We start from the raw sequence: 21,303 nt of genomic DNA on the forward strand, positions 1-21,303 counted from the left end.
GGACGGTTTCTCTTGGCTGAGTACATCTACACCATGCGCAAGACGCGCAAGGCTCACGGCGACAAGGTGATCCTCGACGATGTCACGCTGAGCTTCCTGCCCGGCGCCAAGATCGGTGTCCTGGGTCCCAACGGCGCCGGTAAGTCGACGGTGCTGAAGATCATGGCCGGCCTGGAGCAGCCGTCCAACGGTGACGCCTTCCTCTCGCCCGGATACAGCGTCGGCATCCTGCTCCAGGAGCCCCCGCTGGATGAGACCAAGACCGTGCTGGAGAACGTCCAGGACGGCGTGGCGGTCATCAAGGGCAGGCTCGACCGCTTCAACGAGATCGCCGAGCTGATGGCGACCGACTACTCGGACGCGCTGCTGGAGGAGATGGGCAAGCTCCAGGAGGAGCTGGACCACGCGGAGGCCTGGGACCTGGACGCCCAGCTGGAGCAGGCGATGGACGCCCTCGGCTGCCCGCCCGGCGACTGGCCGGTCACCAACCTCTCCGGTGGTGAGAAGCGCCGCGTCGCCCTGTGCAAGCTGCTGCTCGAGGCGCCCGACCTGCTGCTGCTCGACGAGCCCACCAACCACCTGGACGCCGAGTCCGTGCAGTGGCTGGAGCAGCACCTCGCCAAGTACGCCGGCACCGTCGTCGCCATCACCCACGACCGGTACTTCCTGGACAACGTCGCCGAGTGGATCCTGGAGCTCGACCGCGGCCGCGCCATCGGCTACCAGGGCAACTACTCCACCTACCTGGAGACCAAGCAGACCCGGCTGAAGGTCGAGGGCCAGAAGGACGCCAAGCGCGCCAAGCGCCTCAAGGAAGAGCTGGAGTGGGTCCGCTCCAACGCCAAGGGCCGTCAGGCCAAGTCCAAGGCGCGACTGGCCCGTTACGAGGAGATGGCCGCCGAGGCGGAGAAGACCCGGAAGCTGGACTTCGAGGAGATCCAGATCCCGCCGGGCCCGCGCCTGGGCAACGTGGTGGTCGAGGTGGAGAACCTCTCCAAGGCGTTCGGCGAGAAGGTCCTGATCGACGATCTGTCCTTCACCCTGCCGCGCAACGGCATCGTCGGCGTCATCGGCCCCAACGGTGCCGGCAAGACCACGCTGTTCAAGATGATCCAGGGCCTGGAGACCCCGGACGCGGGCGACATCAAGGTCGGCGACACGGTCAAGATCTCCTACGTCGACCAGGGCCGCGCCAACATCGACCCGAAGAAGACGCTGTGGGCCGTCGTCTCGGACGAGCTGGACTACATCAACGTCGGCCAGGTCGAGATGCCCTCCCGCGCGTATGTGTCCGCGTTCGGCTTCAAGGGCCCGGACCAGCAGAAGCCGGCCGGGGTGCTCTCCGGCGGTGAGCGCAACCGACTGAACCTCGCGCTCACCCTCAAGCAGGGCGGCAACCTGCTGCTCCTCGACGAGCCGACCAACGACCTCGACGTGGAGACCCTCTCCTCGCTGGAGAACGCGCTGCTGGAGTTCCCCGGCTGCGCCGTGGTCGTCTCCCACGACCGCTGGTTCCTCGACCGCGTCGCGACGCACATCCTCGCGTACGAGGGCGACTCCAAGTGGTTCTGGTTCGAGGGCAACTTCGAGGCATACGAGAAGAACAAGGTCGAGCGCCTCGGCCCGGACGCGGCCCGTCCGCACCGCGCCACCTACAAGAAGCTGACCCGGGGCTGAGCGCGTGGCCCGCCATATCTACTCCTGCCCCCTGCGCTGGTCCGACATGGACGCGTTCGGCCACGTCAACAACGTGGTCTACCTCCGCTACCTGGAGGAGGCACGCGTCGACTTCATCTGGCGGCTGGCGCCGGGGGATGGCAGCGGTGCCTTCACCGGCGGCGTGGTCGTGGCCCGGCACGAGATCAGTTACCTCAAGCCGCTCTTCCACCGGCACGCGCCGGTGACCGTCGAGCTGTGGGTGAAGGAGATCGGCGCCGCGTTCATCACGCTCGGGTACGAGGTCAAGGACGACGACACCGACACCGTGTACGCGCGGGCCTCCACCATGATCGTCCCCTACGACCTGGAGCGCGGCCGTCCGCGCCGCCTCACCTCCGAGGAGGAGGGGTTCCTGGTGAAGTATCTGGAGGACGGGTCCGCCGAGGCCACGGTGTCCGCGAAGGCCACGGTGACCGCCGAGGCCGCCGAGGCCGCGGTGTCCGCCGAGGCCGCTGGGGCCGCCGGGCGGGACGAGCAGCCCGAGGGGGCCGTGACCGTATGACGGTGCAGGGGGAGGAGCTGCGCTTCGCCGACCCGGGGGAGGCGGCGGACCTCGCCGCCTTCCTGGCCCGGCTGATCCACTACGACCGCGCCGCGGCGGTGCGGCTACAGGCGGGCGGCGGAGTGCTCGCCGTCTTCGGCCGCCCGCCGTCCTTCGAGGTGCTCGCCATCCGTACGGCGCGACTCGCGGCCGACACCGTGCTGGACACGACGGTCTCGGCCGGGCAGTTCGCGGACGCGCTGGACGCGGGGGCGCGGCGTATGGATGGCGGCGCCGGTGTGGCGCCCCCGGTCCCGGCCGCTGCCCTGGCCGGCCTGGACGTGGCCGTGCCCGACGCGGTCACCGGCCCGCCGTGGGCCGGGCTGCTGCCGCCGCGCGGCGGCTGGCGCCAGGTGCCCGGTCTGCCGGGCGTGGCCGAGGTGCGCGGGGCGGTCGCCTCGGCCGTCGCCGAGTTCCGCGCCCGGGACGCGGCGCTGCCCGAGGAGCGGCGCACCCGTGCCGAGCGGGACCGCATCGGCCGCGAGATCTGGTCCCGGACGCTCGGCGAGACCGGTCTTCCGCTGCGCGCCGTACATGCCGCGCAGTCGCTGGGCTTTCTGCGCCCGGCCCGGACCCCGGCGCCGGTCGCCGCCGGTGTGGCGCCCGGGCCGTCGGGCGGCGGCACCGCGGCGCTCGCCCCCGAGCCAGAGCAGCTCGCGCTGCTCGCCGCGGGTGGCTGGCTGCGGCTGCGCACGCCGTACGGCTCGATAGCGGTGCGCAAAACGGGGCTGCCGGGGCTCTCGGGCCTGTCGGTGACTCCCGCCTGAGCCGCGTGTGAGCCGCGTGAGCCGTCTGAGCGGATGGTGGCGGCGCGGCGGCGGCGCGCCACCCGGGTGCGCCCGCCGACGCCGCCGGCCCCTGCGGCGCGGGGTCAGCCCGCGGTGTTGACCATGGACGCGGCCGCGTAGGTGAGGTAGTCCCACAGCTGCCGCTCGAGCTCGGGCGCCAGTTCCAGCTCGTCCACGGCGTCGCGCATATGACGCAGCCAGGCGTCGTGGGCCGCGCGGTTCACGGTGAAGGGCACGTGGCGCATGCGCAGCCTCGGGTGGCCGCGGTTCTCGCTGTAGGTGCGGGGGCCGCCCCAGTACTGCATGAGGAAGAGCCTCAGCCGCTCCTCGGCCGGGCCCAGGTCCTCCTCGGGATACATGGGCCGCAGCAGCGGGTCCTCGGCCACGCCCTGGTAGAAGCGGTGCACCAGGCGCCGGAAGGTCTCCTCGCCGCCGACCTGTTCGTAGAACGTCTGTTCCTGAAGCGTGCCGCGCGGAATCTCTGTCACCCCTCCATGCTCTCAGACCGCCCGGCGGAGGACTCCGGACGTAGGTCGCGGGGGACGTAGGTCGCGGCCGGAGCGCCGACGCAGGACAGTGGAGTCATGGACAGCACGCGCACGGGCAGGCGCGGCGCGGACGGCACGGACCGGAAGTCCGATCCGTACGCCGCGACGGCCGCGACGCTGCGGGCCGCCCTGGTCCGGGAGCTCGCCGCGGGCGGCGTGCTGACCGACCCGGCGTGGCGGGAGGCCTTCGGGGAGGTGCCGCGCCATGTGTTCGTCCCCCGTTACTACGAGGCGGGCGGGCTGGGCCCGTCCGGCGGGATGGCGGTCTACGAGCGGCTGGGGCGGTACGACCCCGACCCCGCGCGGCGGGCGCGCTGGCTGGCCGGGGTGTACTCCGACGCGCCCCTGGCAACGCGGGTGCGCGACGGCGAGCTCGTCTCCTCCAGCAGCCAGCCGTCGCTGATGGCGCGGATGCTGGAGGCCCTGGAGGTGCGGGACGGGGACAGCGTGCTGGAGCTCGGCACGGGCACCGGCTACAACGCGGCGCTGCTCGCGCACCGGCTCGGCGACGACCGGGTCACGACCGTCGACATCGACCCGGACATCACCGACACCGCCCGTGACCACCTGGCCGCGGCCGGGTACCACCCGGCGGTCGTCACCGGGGACGGGGCGCTCGGCTGCCCCTCGCACGCCCCCTTCGACCGGATCATCGCCACCTGCGCCGTGGCCTCCCTGCCGCCCGCCTGGCTGGGCCAGTGTCGGCCCGGCGCGCTGGTCCTGGCGCCGCTCGCCACCGGGCTGATCGCGCTGCGGGTCGCCGACGCCGGGCACGGCGAGGGGCACTTCCTGACCACCCCCGCGTACTTCGTCCCGCTGCGCGGCAGCGAGCCCCCGCCCCCGGTCCGTACGAGGGGTCTGCCGGCCCAGCCGCTGCTGGAAGACTCCTTCCGATTTCTGCTGAACGTGGTCACGGCGTGGATGGACCCGCTGGAGGCCCTCGCGCTGTGGGAGCACGAGGACCGGCCGGAGCGGGAGCGCTACGGCGTGACGGTGCGCGAGGGGCGGCAGTGGGCGTGGCTGGACGACCCGGAGGGCGCGTACGCCTGGCCGCTGGGGCCCGCCCACGCCGAGCAAGCCCCCTGAACGGGCCCCATCTGTGGAGGGTGTGCCTACGGCGGCGGGCGATCGGCCGAAGCCGGTCGGCCGCCCGCCACCGGGCTGTGTCTCGTCCGCCGGGGGATGCCCGCCCTTGGCTCTATCCCCGGCGCACGGTGATCGTCGTCCAGGCCCCGACGTGGACGCGGTCGCCGTCCTGGAGGGGGATCGGGACGTACGGCTGGAGCGGATCCTCCCCGCCGTTGATCGTGGTGCCGTTCGTCGAGTCCTGGTCGACGACCGCCCAGCCGCCGTCCGGCTGCTGGACGAGGACCGCGTGCTGGTGGGAGACCCCGGGGTCCTCCGGCGGGCGTGCCAGGTCGATGTCGGGCGACTCGCCGGTGCTGTGGCGGCGGCGGCCGATGGTGACCTGCGGGCCGGTGAGCGGGAGCTGCTGCTCGGGGGAGTAGGCCGGGAGGTTCAGGCCGGCCGCCTCCGGGCCGCTGCGGTGCATCATCGCCATGAAGTACTCACGGTCGGGGCCGATGACCGCGACCCACCCCGCGGGGGCCGCGGGGCCGGGGGCACCCGGGACGCTGCCCTGGGTGAAGTGGGCGGGCGGCCCCTGGTGCGGTCCGGACGCCGGTGCGCCCGGGTAGTCGCCGCCGCCGAAGGACGGCCCGGGCGGGGCCGGAGCCTGGGGCGGCTGCGGCTGCCCGTACGGCGACGGGGGCGCGGGGGCGTTCGGCGGCGCGGCAGGCCCGGCGGCGTTCGGCGGCTGCAGCGTCCAGTCGTCGTTGCCGAAGGCTGGGCCCGGGGGCTGCTGCATGGGCGGTGAGGGCAGCGGCTCGCCGGGGTAGTTCGGCTGCGGGGCGGGCGCGGGGTAGCCGTAGCCGCCCGGACCCCCGTGGGGCCCCTGCGGCGGGAACGGCTGCGGCTGCTGGGGCTGTGGCGGCTGGAAGCCGCCGGGCCCGGGCGGGGGCGGCGGGGCGTACGAGGTGGGCGACTGGGTCAGGAAGTTGTAGCGGCACTCCTCGCAGAAGGGCGCCTGCGCCTCACGGGGTGTACGGCACTGAGGGCACAGCTCCGCCTGGAAGGTGGCGTCCGGCGGCTGCGGTGCGGGGTAGCCGTAGCCCCCGGGCGCGCCCTGGGGCCCCGGGGCACCTGGTGGTGGCCCGCCGGGGAAGCCCATGCCCTCGTGGGCGCCGGGGCCTCCGGGGCCGGGAGCGCTTCCCGGGAACCCTGGCGGGCCGGGCATCGGCGGCGGAGGCGGGGGGACGGCGCCCGTGGGCATGGGCGTCCCCGACATCCGGTGGCCACACACCTCGCACCAGTCGTCGGCCGCTGATTGGTGGCCGTTAGGGCAGGTCGGCATGTCGGTGTTCCCCCTCTTGTGCCGTTCTCGGCGTTCACTGCCGTTTTGCGTGCTTGTCGCGTTACTTCTTGTTACTTCTTGACGCGAACTGTCTTGGTGGAGCGCGTTTCGAGAGTCATCTCATCCGCCTCCGCGACCTTCGCTTTCAGTCGCACAGTACCTGTCGCCGCATCGACGACGTCCACCACCTTCGCAAGCAGTTTCGCCGTGTCCTCGTTCCCCGAGGCGCTCGCCAGCTGGACGGCGCGTCCCAGCTTGGCCGTTGCTCCGTCCATATCACCCGCTTTGCGGGCATCCAGTCCCTGTTGGATGGCCTGTGCCAGTTCGGCCTGGCCCGTATAGTGCGCGACCTGCGGATTCATCGCGGTGGAGGCGACCATGTCCTCCGTCCACACGGCCCGCACCAGCCCCTGGGCGAGGGTGGCCGGGAGCCCGCCGTGCTGCGGATCGTGTCGCGGCAGCACGAGGGAGACGCGGGCGGCCAGCATCTCCTGCCCGACGTCGGCCGCGGGCACCCGCACACACAGGTGGTAGTCGCGGGACTCGTCGCCCCAGGAGCCCGTCGGATAGTCGCCGGCCCGCGCTCCGGCCTCGGCGCGCCGGTCGGTCAGATCCTCGACCGTGGGCGCCATCTGCTTGGCGAACACCACCTCGGCGCCCAGCGGGGTCCACACCCGCAGGCTGACGTCCGCGACCTCCTTGCCCATCGCGGCGTCCATCATGCCGGTGAAGTCCGCGGCCAGCGCGGCCAGTTCAGAGGGGTCGGCCACGATATCGGCCGTGCCGAGCAGCGCGGAGGCGATGCCCGTCACCTCCTTGACCTCCCAGTCGGTGCCCACCCCGCGCGCGTCGCAGGTGAAGCGGCCCGCGCAGGCCTCCAGCGCGGCCCGCAGTTCCCCCGGCTCCTCGTGCTCGTTGCGGCCGTCGGTGAGCAGGATGCCGTGCCGGATCGGCGCATCGGCCGACGCCAGCAGCCGGTCGGCGAGGCGCAGCCAGGTGCCGATCGCCGTGCCGCCGTCGGCGCTCAGCCTGCGCAGCGCGTCCTTGGCCCGCACCCGGGAGGCCGGGTCGGCGGTCGCCAGCCGGCCCCCGCCCGGGAAGATCTCCTCCGCCTTGTGGGTGCCGGCGACCACGGCGAAGGCGACGCCGTCGCGGATCGCGTCGATCGCGGCGGCGGTCGCGTCCCGCGCGTTGCGCATCTTCGCCGGCGGATAGTCCATGGAGCCGGAGCAGTCGACCATGATGACCACGGCCGCGCGCGGGCCCGGGCCGCCGCTCTGGTCCCGGGCCGAAGCGCCGCTCGGGTCCCGGGCCGGGGCGGGCGCCGGGATCGCCGGGATGGGCATCCGCCCGGTGGTGCCGCCGCCGGTGGAGGTGACCGTGACGATCGCGTTCACCTCACGGCCGCCCTCGGGGAGGTACTCGTTCTGGTAGACCTCGACCGAGAACCGGGGCACGGTGGACTTGGCGAAATTGGCCATCAGATCCGCTCCTTGGCTCAGACCGCTCCTTGGACCGGCGCTTCGTTTGGAGGATCAGCCGGATCCTGCCCTGCCCGGCTCCGTCGGGAACGGCAGTACGGCCACTGTGATGTTGTCGTGGCCCCCGCCCTCCAGGGCGTGACCGACCAGGACGCGCGCGCTGTGCATCGGCCGGGCGCGGGCGTCCGGCGGCACCGCGCGGGCCATCTCCTGCGCCGATTCGGCGTAGTTCCACAGGCCGTCGGTGCACACCACCACCACACCCGGCCGGTCCGGCTTGTAGGACGCGGTGTGCGGCTCCAGTTCATAGGCGTCCGCGCCGAGCCAGCCGGTGATGGCATGGGCCCGCTCGTCCGCGTACGCCTCCGCCTCGGACATCAGGCCGGCGGCCACCATCTGGGCCGCCCAGGAGTCGTCCTCGGTGAGCCGGGCGGCCGGCGCCGAACGGTCGTCGGGCACCCAGTAGGCGCGGCTGTCGCCGATCCAGCCGACGGTCAGGATGCCGCCGGTGACCACCGCACTGACGATGGTGCAGGCCGGCGCGTTCTGCTGGCGCTGGTGGGGCTCGTCGTGCGGACCGGCCCCGCCGGCCTCCGCCGCCAGGGAGTTCACGGCCTCGGAGGCGGCGACGATCGCCTCGTTCATGGCCTGCTGGGGATGGGCGCCGCGGGGGAGCGTGGCGAGCAGTGACTCGCCGGCGGCGTGGGCGGCGGCCGCGGACGCGTCGTCGGGGCGGGTCGCCGAGGAGACCCCGTCGCAGACGACCGCGAGCACGGCCGGTGACCCGTCGGGCAGCGCGGCGGCGGACACGGCGAACGCGTCCTCGTTGCGATGGTGGCGCAGGCCGCGGTCGCTGGCCGCCGCGACGCCCGCCAACTCCCGCTCCATGTGGTCGCGGTCCCGTGGCTGGGCGTGGCCGCAGGCGTCGCAGTATCCGTCCTGGTCGATGGTGCCCTCCCGGCACGCGGCGCACCGGCGGCGGCCGACGCCACCTGCCGGCCGGGGGGCCGCCCCGCCGCCGCTGCTCGCGTCAGTGTCCGTTCCGATGCCCGGCGTACCCGGTGTGGCAGGTGTGTCGGGGGCTGGTTGGTCCCCGAGAGCCGCCACGGCCCTGGGATCGGCCGCCGGCGCGGCGGCGTCGGGCGCGTCCGGGGCGTCCGGTGCGCCTGGGACGTCCCAGGCGACCGGTGCGTCCGGTACGTCCGGTGCCGACATGGCAGCCGGGGGCGCCGGGGCGGGGGCCGGGAGCGGGTAGTCCTCCGGCTCCTGCCGCTTGGCCCGCGCCGCTCCGTTCACCGGCGGCGCCGGACGGCCCGCGGCCACGGCGGCAGCCGGCGCGGCCGACGCCAGGTCGGCCCCGCACACGCCGCAGAAGTTGTCACCCGACTCCAGCGGCTCTTCACAGGTCGGGCAGGTTGCCACTCGGGGCAGCTGCGGCATCTGCGACATCGATCACACCCACGTCCTGGGGCGGAAACGGTTGGCCCGCTCCACCAGTTCGATCCTTTCCTCGCCGCGCTGCGCGAGCCTGGCGAGTACCCGGTACGAGCGTTCCAAGCCGAAGCGCAGCCCCCGCTCGTCGAGACTGCTGCCGAGCAGGGACGGCCGGGCGCCGCCCGGCGGCGCGCCACTGCTGCCGGACAGTACCCAATCCAGGGCGCCGCCCAGTACTTCTGTGCACAACCGCTCGAACCGCACCGCGTCGAGGCCCAATTGCCCCAGCCGCTCGACCTGTTGGGCCGAGGCCGTCAGATCGGCCAGCAGCGGCTCGTGTGCGGCGCGCTGCCGTAGCCGGGCCCGCACCGCCGCGACCCGGGCCGCCGTGTAGTGGATGGACGACTCCGGTACGGACTCGAGGGCGGCCACCGCTCCCGCGCGGTCCCCGGCGTACAGCAGGACCCGGGCGAGCCCGAAGGCGGCGCTCACATGGTTCGGGTCGGTCGTCCACACCAGCCGGTAGTACTCCGCCGCGTTGTCCAACTGGCCGAGCACCTCGGCGCACACGGCGAGCGCCAGCTTCGGCGCGGGCTCGCCGGGGAACGCGTCGTAGACGGCGTCGAAGGACAGGGCCGCGGTCTCGTTGTCCCCGGTCGCCAGCGCGTGCAGACCCCGGTACCACACGATCCGCCAGTCGTCGGGATAGCCGGCCTCCAGACCGTCCAGCGCGATCCCCGCCTCGCGGGCGTGGCCGAGCTCCAGCTGGGCGCGGATACGGCGCAGCCGCAGCTCGAGCGAGTCGGCGGGGGCCGCCCGCAGCGCCGCGTGCAGTTCGGCCGGGGCGGAGGCCAGCAGTCCGGCGAGGAACCCGGCGTTGGCGTCGTCCGGGTCCACCAGCGGCACCGGCAGCGCCAGGGCGGTGGCGCGGGCGTCCAGCTGCGCGATCGCGGGCAGCGGCAGGGCGAGCACGCACTGGGGGCCGGGCGGTGCGGCGGCCGCCCGGCCCCGGCCGGCGCGGGCGCCGAGCACGGACGCATCCTGTCCCTGCTCGGCGAACAGCTGGGTGTCCACCACCCGTGGCTCGGGCCCGAAGAGCGTGGACAGCGCGGGTCGGGGCCGCCCCGTCTGTAGCGCCACGACCTCCCGCAACACGCCCGTCAGCTGGTCGGCCATCTCCTGCGCGGAGCCGAACCGGCGGTTCGGGTCGGGGTCGGTGGCCCGCACCAGCAGCCGGTAGAACGACTCGTAGCGCTGGAAGACCTCGATGTTCCCCGGGTCGGGCAGGCTGTCCGCGAAGACGTTCGTATAACCCTGGAAGTCGAAGGTGAGCACGGCGAGGGTGCGCGCCACCGTGTACAGGTCCGAGGCGACCGTCGGGCCCAGCTCCGAGACCTCGGGGGCCTGGTAGCCGACCGTGCCGTAGATCGGGCTCTCCTCGTCGTCCATCCGCCGGACCGCGCCCATGTCGATGAGCTTGAGCTGGTCCTGCTGCTGGATGGCGTTGTCGACCTTGAAGTCGCAGTAGAGCAGATTGCGGCTGTGCAGATGGCTGAGGGCCTCCAGGGCCTCGATGCCGTACGCGCACGCCTGCTCGACCGGCAGCGGATCGCGCCTGCCGTCCGGCGCGCGGCGGGAGTTGGCGATGTCCTTCAGCGACTTGCCGCCGACGTACTCCATCACGATGTAGCCGTCGAGGCTGCCGGTGCGCTGGTCGAGGTGTTCGACGAAGTTGTAGATGCGGACGATGTTGGAGTGCTCGATCTCGGCGAGGAACCGGCGCTCCGACACGGCGACGGACAGCGCCTCCTCGTCGCCGGTGTCCAGCAGGCCCTTGAGGACCACCCAGCGGTCGGACACCGCGCGGTCGATGGCCAGATAGATCCAGCCGAGACCGCCGTGGGCCAGGCATCCCGCCACCTCGTACTGGCCGTGCACGATGTCGCCGGGGCTCAGCTTGGGCACGAAGGAGTACGGATGGCCGCACTTGGTGCAGAAGCCCTCGGTGCGGCCCGGCCGGTCGCCGCGGGCGCGCCCCACCGGCGCCCCGCAGTCGCTCCGGCTGCAGAACCGCTTGCGCTCGGGCACCTCGGGGTTGGCCAGCACCGCCGTACGCGGGTCGGTGCGCGGCACCTCGGCCACGCTGACCAGGCCCGCGCCGAGGCGGCTGCGCCCGGAGCGGGCCACGGCGGAGGAGCGGGAGCTGCGCACCGACACCGAGCGCGAGGAGGACCGCCCCGACCCCAGCGATCGGGACAGCCGCCCGGACACCGAGCGCCGGGACGAGGCGGACCGGGACGACGGGCGCGAGGAGGAGCGCGAGCCGGTGCCCGACGAACCGCTTCCCCGGGCGCCGCGCCCCACGCCGGTGATGCCGGTGGGCGGGGAGCCGACCATTCCGTCCCGCGAGACGACCGGGGCCATGCCGCACGTGTCGCAGTACAGCTGGCCGCCGCCCACGTCCTCGTACGCCCCACCGCACCCGCGCCGCTGACACCTGCCCATACCGCCGCTCACAGCGCCTCTCCTGTTCTGCGGTCCTGCGGACTCTGCGGGCCCTTCTGGCGCGGGACCAGGACCTCGGCCGCGGCCTGCTGGTAGCGCAGCACCGCCGATTCGGCGGCGCGCAGGTCACAGGGCGCGCTCCACAGCATCCGGCGCGCCGTGTCGTACCGCTCGATCAGCAGCGGGTCCTCGGCCATGCCGTGGCGCGAGACCTTTGCCTTGTACGCGTCCAGACGGCCGCGCAGCTCGGCGCGGACGGCCAGCGGCGCGGTCACCGCGGTCAGCGACTCCCGGGCCCGCAGCAGCTCGTCGTCGGCGCGCTCCTCCAGGGACTCCAGCAGCGGGGAGAGCCGGTGCCACTGGGCGCGCCTGCGGTACTCGGCCGCCGTCACCAGCTGCTCCTGGAGCACGGTCGGCGGGCCGCTGACCGCCGGCACCTCGGATGCCGCGATCTTGGCCAGCACCTCGCCGCGCGCCTGCCGCGCCTCGGAGAGGGTGCGGTCCGCGCGGGAGAGGATGTCACGCAGCCGCATCAGCCGCCGCTCCGCGTCCTGCCGCACATCGAGGACCGCCTCGATCTCGCGCCGTACATCCTCCAGAGCGCGGGCCGCGGCGTCGTAGCGGGTGGTGTCGGGGCGGCCGCCGCCGGGCGCGGAGCTCGGCGAGGCACCGGACCAGAAGGCGAGCGGGTCGGAGACGACCTCGGCGCGCAGCGAGGTCAGCTCCGCGGTGATCCGCTCCAGGTCGTCGCCGGAGGGGTGCTCGCCGGGGCGCACCCCGACGGAATGGGCGAGGGAGCGGGTGCGGCGCAGCTCGGCGGAGAGCATGTCGATACGGGCGGGCAGCGCGGACCATACGGCGTCGGCCGTGACGATGACATCGAGGGCCTCGGCGTACCAGCGGTTCATCCGGTCGACCAGCGCGTCCAGCGTCAGCTGCTCGCTGAGCAGCGGCGAGCCGGTGAGCGAGGCGCTGCTGGGCAGCGTGATGCCGGGGCCGCGCAGCAGCTCGGTGAGCTCGGCCAACTCGCCGGGCGTGGGCCAGCGGTGGCGGGCGCGCATCTCACGGGCGGAGTGCAGGGCGTCCGTGTAGGCGTCGAAGTACGTCCACAGCAGGGAGATGGCCTGCTCGGTGGTGGCCCACCGGTCCTTGGTGACGCCGGTCAGCTCGGCGCCTTCCAGGAGTCTGCGGCCGGCGTGGTCCTGGAGGGCGAGCAGCGAGGACTCGATCGCCTCGTGTTCGGCGCCGAGCTTCGCCAGCACGCGGTCCACCTCCTCGCGGCCCATGACCGGCTTGCCGGGTTCCCCGTCGGAACTGGGGAAGGATCCCGTGCCCCCCATCGATCACCTCTCCGTGTGTCGTGCCGTGTGATCTGCTGATCCGTATTCGCTCATCCCTACTGCATGCACGTACTGCGTGCATCCCTACGCGCGCCGGCTGGGCGCTAATCCTTGGCCGCTCATTCTTTGCTGCTGGTCCTTGGCTGCTGTCCTTGGCCGCTAGTCCTTGGCCGCTAGTCCTTGTACGTGGGCGCCGGTGCCGCCGGATTCTCCTCCGTCCTGCCGAGATCTTCGGCGAGCCACTTGCGGTAGGCCCGCATCCAGGGGCTGTTGTCACCGCCGGAGCGGTACTCCTCCAGCACCTTGTTGACCCGGCGTACCAGGTCCCTGTCGTTCTTGTTCATCGCCACGCCGTAGAACTCGTCGGTGAACGGCTTGCCGACGAGCTTGACGGACGGGTCCTGGGCCGCCTGCCCGGCCGCCAGGGCATTGTCCGTGATCACGGCGTCGACCTGGCCGAGCTGTAGTCGGACCAGGCAGTCGAGTTGGTTGGGCACCGGGTCGACCTTGATCGCGCCCAGCTCCTTGGCGCCGCCCTGTTCCTTGTCCAGCTCGGCCTCGGCGGTGGAACCCTGCGCCGTGCAGACCCTCTTGCCGCGCAGCGAGGTGTTGTACCCGGTGACGGAGGAGCCCTCGGGGACCAGCACCTGCTGCCCGGCCTTGAAATAGGCGGTGGAGAAGGCGACGTCCTTGAGACGGTCGCAGTTGATGGTCATGGTGCGGACGACGATGTCCACCTTGCCCTGCTGTAGGGCCTTGACCCGCTGGCTGGTGGGGATGGCGCGGTAGATGACCGCGTCCGGGTCGCCGAAGATGTCCTTGGCGACGGCGCGCACCAGCTCGATGTCGAAGCCGGTGAGGTCGCCGGTGGCCGGGTCGCGGTAGCCCCAGCGGTAGCTGTTCTGGTCCACCCCGGCGATCAGCTTGCCCAGCTTGTGGCCGTCGACCTTCCGGTTCTTGATGCGCTGTATCGCCGGGCCGCTCGCGCTCGACGGACGCAGGCTGGCCTCCGGCCGGACGCACTTCTCCGCGGTGGTCGCCGCTGTGGTGCGCGCGGCCCGCGGGTGCACCCCGGTCCCGTCGCCGCGCCCGCTCCCGCTCCCGGTCCCGTCGCCCTGGTCGTCCAGCGCCACGGGCACGAAGATCGCCGTGGCCACCCCCAGGGCGCAGACGGCCGCCGCAGTGCCCGATCGCACTGATCGCCCCGATCGCATCCTCAGGCCCCCCATCGCCCTCACCGGTACTCCGACAGCCGGCGGCCTATGCCCAGCAGCGCGGCCGCCGCGCCCAGCGCGGCCAGCACCCCGGCGCCGAGCGCCAGCCCGGTCAGCGCGCCGCGCCCGTCGTCCGCCGCCCGCTTGAACTCCCGCTGCTCGTGGTCCAGGGCCTTCGCCAGCAGAGCGTCGACCTTGTCGAAGGACTCGCCCGTACTGCCCTTGCCACCGATGACCTTCGCCCGCGCGTCCTTGTAGTTGCCCGCGTCGTCGGCGGCGCGGGCGGTCTTGTGGCGCACCTGCCACTCCCGTACGCGCGTGATGGCCTCGTCCACCGGGGCGCGGCCCTCGCCGTCGTCCGCCAGGTCCCGTGCCCGGGCCAGGAGGCTGCCGGGGGCGGCCCCGGCTTTGTCACCGCCCGCGACGCTTCCGGCGTCGGCGCCGTCGTCGCCTATGAGGCCGGACATCTGCTCGGCATAGCCCACCTCATAGGCGTCCTTGCCCTTGTCCTTGCCTTCTTTGTCGACGACGACCGCGCCGCGCGCGACCAGCGTGAGGTTCTCGTCGCCACGGGCGCGCAGCGAGTCGATCCGGGCCTCGTTGAGCACATGCAGGGACTGGGCCCCATGGTTGTCGGAGTCGTTCAGCGCGGAGCGGGCGAGGCCGTGGCCGACCGCCAGCCACACCAGCGCCACCGCCGAGGCGGCGGCCGAGGCGAGCAGCCCGCGGTTGAACACCCGGTTGGTGCGTAGAAAGTCACGGCGCTGGGCCCAGCCCAGGGCGGCCAGCGCGGCGACTCCTATGCCGATCGCCGCCCACGGCCAGGAGGTCGCCTCCTCGTAGTCCTCGCCGAGCCGCGCGGTCTCGGCCTGGTACAGCCGCCCGGCGGCGGGCAACAGCTGCTGCCGCATGGTGTCGTTGGCATACCGCAGATAGGCGCCGCCCAGCGGCAGCCCCTGGCGGTTGTTGGCGCGCGCGGACTCGACCAGGCCCGTGTAGACCGGCAGGAGTTCGTTGATCCGGCGTATCTCCTCGCGGGCGGTGGCCGAGCCGTCCGTGTTCGCCGCGGCCCGCACCAGCAGCTTGGAGGCCCGGTCGATGTCCGCCTCGTACCGCCTTCGCACATCGGTCGGCTCCTGCCCGCCGGCCAGGAAGGCGCTCGCCGCGGTGGTGTCGGCGTCGGCGAGGGAGCGGTAGATGCTCGCCGCGTCGGCGCTCAGCGGCTGGCTGTGCTCGACGACCGCGTCGGCCGCGGTCTGCCGGTCGGAGACCTGCCAGGCCGTCACCGCCCCGAACGCCACCACCAGCGCCGCGAGCACGGCTCCGATGACGCGCAGCCGCCCCGGCTCGGTCGTCGCCGCGGCCCGGGCCCGCTCGACGCCCTCCCGCCACGCGGCCCGCCGCCGCCCCGACGACGCGCCCGCGGCCGCTGCTCCGGCCGCGCCGGTGGTCGGCGGGTATGCCACGAGACCTCCCCCTCGGTCCTGACCCCTCAGTCACTGTCGACGGCCCGTCGCCCGGTGCGGCGGAGGACAGGTATCCGGGGAGCAGTATGGACGCAGCCGCTGACGAGCACACCGGTCGTGCCCGGATCTTGGCCCGATCGCGATCTTCGCCTCTGGGCCGCCGGCCCCGAGGGTGTCCGCGTCGTCCTCCTTCTCCCAACTTCTCATACGCTTCTCGGCGCGTTTCGGTTCCCAATAACCCGCCGCGACCTGGAAAGTCGGGGTCCTCAGCGCGGGGCGTAGTGGGCGCGCAGCGTGGCGTACGCGGCCGCGGGCGCGGCCATGCGGTCCAGACCGAGCAGGGCGGCTCCGAGCACGGGCGGCGCGGTGATCACCCTCGGCTCGGCCTTGGGGGCGCGCTCGGCGAGCAGCTCGCGGACCCGGCCGTCCAGGAGTGGGTGGCGCGCCGCGAGCACACCGCCGCCGAGGACCACCGGTGTCTGTTCACCGAGGAGTTCGAGACGGGTCAGGGCGACCGTGGCCATGGTGACCACCTCCTCCGCCTGCCGGGCGACGAGGGCGCGCGCGATCTCGTCGCCGGAGTCGGCCACCGCGAAGAGCAGCGGCGTCAGCTCGTGGCGCCGCGCCGGGGCGATCCGCCCCAGGTGGAGCGCCTCGATCAGGTCGTACATGGTGGCCAGGCCGAAGTGCTCGGGCAGGGCGCGGGCCAGGGCGGTCGGCGCGCCGCGGCCGTCCTCCGCGCGCGCCGCCCACCACATCGCCTCCTTCGACAGATCACCACCACCGCCCCAGTCGCCGGAGATCCGGCCGATGGCGGGGAACCGCGCGGTGCGGCCGCCGTGGCCCAGGCCCGCGCAGTTGATGCCCGCGCCGCAGACGACGGCGACGCCGGTCGGCTCGCCGTCGTCCGCGACCCCGGCCCGCAGCAGTGCGAAGGTGTCGTTGGCGACCGCGACGGTCGACCCCCAGCCCTGGGCCGCCAGCAGCGGCGTCACCTGCTCCTCCTCGGCCGGGAGGTCCACATTGGCCAGGCAGGCGGAGACGTGCTCGGTGTGCGGCGGCCCGTCGAGCCCGGCGGCCCGCGCCGCCCGCGCCACCAGCGGGGCGAGCGAGGCCACCGCGGCCTCGGCGCCCACGACGGGCGGCTGGAAGCCGCCGCCGCGCGCGGTGCCGAGGACCGCCCCGTCCGGGCCGACCAGGGCCACGTCGGTCTTGCTGTTGCCCGCGTCGACCGCCAGGACGGACGGGCGCGGTGGGTGGGCTGTCAAATCCTGGGACTGCTTCAGGCCCACGCCAGGTGCTCCCGGTTGTGTGCGATGAGGGTGTCGGTCAGCTTCTCGGCGTATTCGATCTGGCCGATCAGGGGGTGGGCCAGCAGGGCGTCGAAGACCCGCTCGCGGCCGCCCTTCAACGCCGCCTCCAGCGCCAGATCCTCGTACGCGGTGACATGGGCGACCAGCCCCGCGTAAAGGGGTTCCAGGGGGCGCACGGGCAGCGGGCTCGCGCCGCGCGCGTCCACGGCCGCGGGGACCTCGATCACCGCGTCGTCCGGGAGGAAGGGCAGCGTGCCCTGGTTGAAGGTGTTGACGATGCGCACCTCGCCAGTGTCCCGCAGCAGGGGCGAGGTCAGATCGACCGCCGCCTCCGAGTAGAAGGCGCCGCCGCGCTTGCCCAGCAGCTCGGGCTTCTCGTCGAGGGCCGGGTCGGCGTACATCTCCAGCAGCTGCCGCTCGATCGCCGCGACCTCGGCCGCCCGCGACGGTTTGGTTTTCAGCTCCCGCACCACCGCGTCGTGCTGGTAGAAGTACCGCAGATAGTAGGACGGCACGACGCCGAGGCGGTCGACCAGCGCGCGCGGCATCCGCAGATCGTCAGCGATCGCGTCACCGTGCTCGGCGAGCAGCTTGGGCAGCACGTCCTCGCCGTCCGGGCCGCCCAGCCGCACCGCCCGCTCCCAGGTGAGGTGGTTGAGGCCGACATGGTCCAGCGACACCTCGTCCGGGGCCACGCCCAGCAGCTTCGCGAACTTCCGCTGGAAGCCGATCGCGACATTGCACAGCCCGACCGCCCGGTGCCCCGCCGTCAGCAGCGCGCGGGTCACGATGCCGACGGGGTTGGTGAAGTCCACGATCCACGCGTCGGGGTTGCGGCGGCGCACCCGCTCGGCGATGTCCAGCACGACCGGGACCGTGCGCAGCGCCTTGGCGAGCCCGCCTGCGCCGGTGGTCTCCTGCCCGACGCAGCCGCACTCCAGCGGCCAGGTCTCGTCCTGGTCGCGGGCGGCCTGCCCGCCGACGCGCAGCTGCAGCAGGACCGCGTCCGCGCCGTCCACGCCCGCGTCCAGGTCGTCGGTCCAGGAGATCCGGCCGGGGTGGCCCTGCCTGGCGAAGATCCTTCGCGCCAGCCCGCCGACCAGCTCCAGCCGGTCGGCGGCCGGGTCGACCAGGACCAGCTCCTCCATCGGCAGCACATCCCGCAAGCGGGCGAATCCGTCGACGAGTTCGGGGGTGTAGGTGGATCCGCCACCCACCACTGCGAGCTTCAACCCTTGACTCCTGTCAGTGTGACGCCTTCGACGAAGGCTTTCTGAGCGAAGAAGAAGACGATGATGACGGGGGCCATGACCAGCAGTGTCGCGGCCATCGTCAGATTCCAGTTGACGCTGTGCGCGCTCTTGAAACTCTCCAGGCCGTACGACAGCGTCCAGGCGCCCGGATTCTGCGCGGCGTAGATCTGCGGGCCGAAGTAGTCGTTCCAGCAGTAGAAGAACTGGAAGAGCGCGACGGCCGCGATGCCCGGCTTGGCCATGGGCACGATGATCCGCAGCAGGGTCCGCAGCTCCCCGCAGCCGTCCACCTTCGCGGATTCGAGGTATTCCCCGGGGATCGTCAGCAGGAACTGCCGGAGCAGAAAGATGGAGTACGCGTCGCCGAACGCCATCGGAATGATCAGCGGCCACAGCGACCCCGACAGATGGAACTGCTGGGCCCAGACCAGATACATCGGCACTACCACGACCTGCGGTGGCAGCATCATCGTGGAGATGACGAGGATCATGGCGGTGCGGCGGCCGCGGAAGCGGAATTTGGCGAGTGCGTAGGCGACCGGCACGGACGAGATGAGCGTGAACGCCGTGCCGAGCCCGGCGTATATCAGGGAATTGCGCCACCAGTCCAGAAAGCCGGGGGTGTTGAAGACCTCGGTGTAATTGGACCAGTGCCATGCGTCGGGCCACAGCTCGCCGCTCATCGCCTGGCTGTCACTCATCACCGAGGTCAGAAAGACGAAGACGAACGGCAGCACGAAGAAGAGCGCGGCGGCGACGGCGACCGCGTGCACGGCGATCCAGTGCAGTACGGCCTTGCGGCGGGCGGCCGGGGCGGCGGAGGGGCGGGCGGCGGGCCGTACCGGCGCGGACGGTGCCGAGAGGGTGGTGGTCATGTCGGTTGGTCCTCCGAGCCTTCTCAGTCGTCCGCCGACAGCAGGCCGGCTCGCCGGCGCATCAGCAGGGTGGTGACGGCCATCGCGATCGCGAAGAGCACAAGCGAGAGCGCGCAGGCGGCTCCGGTGTTGAAGTTCTGGAAGCCGAGCGAGTACACGAGCTGTGGCACGGTGAGCGTGGAGTGGTCGGGGTAGCCGGGCTGGATGACCGTGCCGGGGCCGATGCTGACGCCCGAGGCGAGCTTTCCGGCGACCAGGGCCTGGGTGTAGTACTGCATGGTCTGCACCACACCCGTCACGACCGCGAACATCACGATAGGTGTGATCGACGGCCAGGTGACATAGCGGAATTTGGTGAACGCCCCGGCGCCGTCCAGCTCTGCAGCCTCGTACTGCTCCTTCGGCACATCCAGCAGCGCGGCCATGAAGATGACCATAAGGTCGCCGATGCCCCACAGGGACAGCATCACAAGCGAGGGCTTGGCCCAGGCCGGGTCGTTGAACCAGTTCGGCGCGTCGATCCCGATCTTGCCGAGAATGTCGTTCACCGGGCCGGAGCCGGGGTTGAGGAGAAAGACGAACGCGACGGTCGCGGCGACCGGAGGGGCGAGATAGGGGAGATAGAAGGCGGTGCGGAAGAAACCGACGCCCGACTTTATCCTGGTGACCAGCAGTCCGATGCCCAGGCCGAACACGACGCGCAGCGTGACCATCACCACGACCAGCCAGAGCGTGTTCCACAGGGCCGGGCCGAACAGCGGCATCTGCTCCAGCACATACCGCCAGTTGCGCAGGCCCACGAAGGTGGGCGCCTTGATCTGGTTGTAGTGCATAAAGGAGAAGTAGATGGTGGCGATCAGCGGATAGCCGAAGAAGACGGTGAAGCCGACCAGCCAGGGGGAGAGGAAACCGAGGGTGCGCAGCCGCGCGCGCCGGTGCTTGCGGCGCAGCGCGGGGGCGGTTGTCATCGTGGCCATTTCGTGCCCCCTCAGTCCTGTGCCTGCAGAATGTCGGCGTCTATCTGGTCGTCCAGTTCCTTGAGGCCCTTGTCCAGGTCATGGACCTTTCCCGCCTCCACGTTGTACGAGAGGTCCTGTAGCGAGACCACGTACTGTCCGCCGTTGATCGAGGGCGGAAGGGCGTTGCTGTACTTGTTCTGCGCGATGTCGAGGAAGGCGCGGAAGGTCGGATCGGAGTCCAGCTCGGGGGAGGCGAGCGCCGCTTTGGTGGACGGCACATTGTGAATGGCGTTGGCGAAGGCGACCACCTGATCGGTGTCGGCGGTCAGGAAACGCACCAGTTCCCAGGCGGCGTTCTGGTGCTTGCTGCTGTGCGCGATGCCCGTGACGGTGCCGGTGAGATAGCCCCGGCCGTAGGTGTCGGCCTGGTCGTCGGGTACGGGCAGCGGGGCGGTGCCCCACTTGAACTTCGCGTCCTTGAGGAAGAGGCCGCGCCATTCGCCGTCCAAGTGCATGGCCAGCTTGCCGGTCAGAAAGGCGTTCTGGGCGGAGAATTCATCGCCGAAGGAGGTGCGGAAGGTCTCCAGCGCCCCGTATCCGCCCTGTTCCTGGATCAGGTCCCGCACGGTGGCGTAGAAGTCCTTGATCTTTCCTTCCTTCGCCAGCCGTGCCTTTCCGTCCTTGTCGAAGTACGTCGGGCCCCATTGGGCGAAGAGCCGGTCCGGGCTGTTCTGGTACAGCCGGAAGTTGGGCATGAAGCCCACCCGCTCGTATCCGCCGTCCTTGGTGCGCTTGGTCAGCTTGGCGGCGTCCCGCTTGAGCTCCGACATGGTGCGCGGGGGCCGCGCGATGCCCGCCTCCTTGAAGGCGTCCTTGTTGTAGTACATGCCGTAGGCATCGGCGAGCAGCGGCAGCGCACACTGCTTGCCCTCATAACTGGTGTAGTCCAGCAGCGTCTTGGGGAAGACCTTCTCCTTGTCGAGACCGGTCTTCTTCATGAACGGGTCGAGATCGGCCCACATCCCGGACGAGCAGTACTGGCCCACATTGTTGGTGGTGAAGGACGTGACGACGTCGGGGGCGTCGCCGCCGCCGGCCCGTAGCGCCTGGTTGATGGTCTCGTCGGTGACATTGCCGACGGACTTCACCTTGATATTGGGGTGGAGCTTCTCGAAGCGGGCGATGCTGTCGTTGATCGCCTTGACTTCGTTCTTCTCCGACCAGCCGTGCCAGAACTTGAGCGTGACCGGTTTGGTTGGATCGTCGTCGGCACTGCCGGTGCTCGGGTTGGCACAGCCCGCCAGGAGCAGGGCGGCGGTGCCGAGCGCCGACGCGAGACGGGCCAATGATCGTCGTGGCATGGACGGACTTCCTTGTGCGCGGGGGAACGGCAGGGGAAGCGGCGGTGCGGGGCGCCGGGCGGGGGGTTGGGTGCGGCGATTCGGGACCAGGTG

17 protein-coding genes are annotated in these 21,303 nt (G+C 72.1%); 4 read left to right on the top strand and 13 right to left on the bottom strand.

Annotation, left to right across the window (positions count from 1 at the left end; translation table 11 throughout):
- Positions 1-12 precede the first annotated feature (12 nt).
- From ettA to ACWY4P_RS35215, 3 genes are read left to right on the top strand one after another with little or no spacing between them, the layout of a single operon-like run.
- Entirely contained in the window at positions 13-1,677 is a 1,665-nt protein-coding gene (ettA, locus tag ACWY4P_RS35205; protein ID WP_456204588.1) for an energy-dependent translational throttle protein EttA, read from the top strand.
- Between the two features lie 4 nt (positions 1,678-1,681).
- On the top strand, positions 1,682-2,221 hold the full coding sequence (locus tag ACWY4P_RS35210) for an acyl-CoA thioesterase (protein ID WP_456204589.1): 540 nt from the start codon (positions 1,682-1,684) through the stop codon (positions 2,219-2,221).
- A complete protein-coding gene (locus ACWY4P_RS35215) occupies positions 2,218-3,027 on the top strand; it encodes a hypothetical protein (protein ID WP_456204590.1) in 810 nt (269 codons plus the stop codon). The genes ACWY4P_RS35210 and ACWY4P_RS35215 overlap by 4 nt, the downstream gene beginning before the upstream one ends.
- 104 nt (positions 3,028-3,131) lie before the next feature.
- Here the strand turns inward: ACWY4P_RS35215 and ACWY4P_RS35220 are convergent, their stop codons facing one another.
- Positions 3,132-3,536: a globin gene (locus ACWY4P_RS35220; protein WP_456204591.1), complete on the bottom strand. Its 405-nt coding sequence runs from the start codon at positions 3,534-3,536 to the stop codon at positions 3,132-3,134.
- A gap of 96 nt (positions 3,537-3,632) precedes the next feature.
- Between ACWY4P_RS35220 and ACWY4P_RS35225 the strand changes: the two genes are divergently transcribed.
- A complete protein-coding gene (locus ACWY4P_RS35225) occupies positions 3,633-4,682 on the top strand; it encodes a methyltransferase domain-containing protein (RefSeq protein ID WP_456204592.1) in 1,050 nt (349 codons plus the stop codon).
- Between the two features lie 112 nt (positions 4,683-4,794).
- Here ACWY4P_RS35225 and ACWY4P_RS35230 read toward each other — a convergent pair whose 3' ends face one another.
- The 12 genes from ACWY4P_RS35230 to ACWY4P_RS35285 form a co-directional block, all read right to left on the bottom strand.
- Entirely contained in the window at positions 4,795-6,009 is a 1,215-nt protein-coding gene (locus ACWY4P_RS35230) for an FHA domain-containing protein (protein WP_456204593.1), read from the bottom strand.
- Between the two features lie 71 nt (positions 6,010-6,080).
- On the bottom strand, positions 6,081-7,490 hold the full coding sequence (locus tag ACWY4P_RS35235) for a VWA domain-containing protein (protein WP_456204594.1): 1,410 nt from the start codon (positions 7,488-7,490) through the stop codon (positions 6,081-6,083).
- Positions 7,491-7,544: 54 nt separating this feature from the next.
- Positions 7,545-8,939, bottom strand: coding sequence for a PP2C family protein-serine/threonine phosphatase (locus ACWY4P_RS35240; RefSeq protein ID WP_456204595.1), 1,395 nt, complete (start codon positions 8,937-8,939; stop codon positions 7,545-7,547).
- 3 nt (positions 8,940-8,942) lie between these two features.
- On the bottom strand, positions 8,943-11,429 hold the full coding sequence (locus tag ACWY4P_RS35245; RefSeq protein WP_456213165.1) for a tetratricopeptide repeat protein: 2,487 nt from the start codon (positions 11,427-11,429) through the stop codon (positions 8,943-8,945).
- Between the two features lie 8 nt (positions 11,430-11,437).
- The gene (locus tag ACWY4P_RS35250; protein WP_456204596.1) at positions 11,438-12,769 is read right to left on the bottom strand and encodes a hypothetical protein; all 1,332 of its coding nucleotides are present in this window, start codon (positions 12,767-12,769) and stop codon (positions 11,438-11,440) included.
- Between the two features lie 173 nt (positions 12,770-12,942).
- Positions 12,943-13,998, bottom strand: a complete 1,056-nt coding sequence (locus tag ACWY4P_RS35255) for a glutamate ABC transporter substrate-binding protein (protein WP_456204597.1) — start codon at positions 13,996-13,998, stop codon at positions 12,943-12,945.
- Between the two features lie 5 nt (positions 13,999-14,003).
- Positions 14,004-15,449, bottom strand: a complete 1,446-nt coding sequence (locus ACWY4P_RS35260) for a hypothetical protein (protein WP_456204598.1) — start codon at positions 15,447-15,449, stop codon at positions 14,004-14,006.
- 266 nt (positions 15,450-15,715) lie between these two features.
- Positions 15,716-16,741 carry an N-acetylglucosamine kinase gene (locus ACWY4P_RS35265; protein ID WP_456204599.1) on the bottom strand — a complete coding sequence of 342 codons (1,026 nt, stop codon included), beginning with the start codon at positions 16,739-16,741 and terminating at the stop codon, positions 15,716-15,718.
- The gene (locus ACWY4P_RS35270) at positions 16,732-17,994 is read right to left on the bottom strand and encodes a 6-phospho-beta-glucosidase (protein ID WP_456204600.1); all 1,263 of its coding nucleotides are present in this window, start codon (positions 17,992-17,994) and stop codon (positions 16,732-16,734) included. Before ACWY4P_RS35270 ends, ACWY4P_RS35265 begins: the two co-directional genes overlap by 10 nt.
- On the bottom strand, positions 17,991-18,890 hold the full coding sequence (locus ACWY4P_RS35275; RefSeq protein WP_456204601.1) for a carbohydrate ABC transporter permease: 900 nt from the start codon (positions 18,888-18,890) through the stop codon (positions 17,991-17,993). The genes ACWY4P_RS35270 and ACWY4P_RS35275 overlap by 4 nt, the downstream gene beginning before the upstream one ends.
- 23 nt (positions 18,891-18,913) lie before the next feature.
- On the bottom strand, positions 18,914-19,867 hold the full coding sequence (locus ACWY4P_RS35280) for a carbohydrate ABC transporter permease (RefSeq protein ID WP_456204602.1): 954 nt from the start codon (positions 19,865-19,867) through the stop codon (positions 18,914-18,916).
- An 11-nt stretch (positions 19,868-19,878) separates the two neighbouring features.
- On the bottom strand, positions 19,879-21,210 hold the full coding sequence (locus ACWY4P_RS35285) for an ABC transporter substrate-binding protein (protein ID WP_456204603.1): 1,332 nt from the start codon (positions 21,208-21,210) through the stop codon (positions 19,879-19,881).
- Between the last annotated feature and the right edge of the window lie 93 nt (positions 21,211-21,303).

The organism is Streptomyces sp. LZ34 (genome assembly GCF_053890475.1).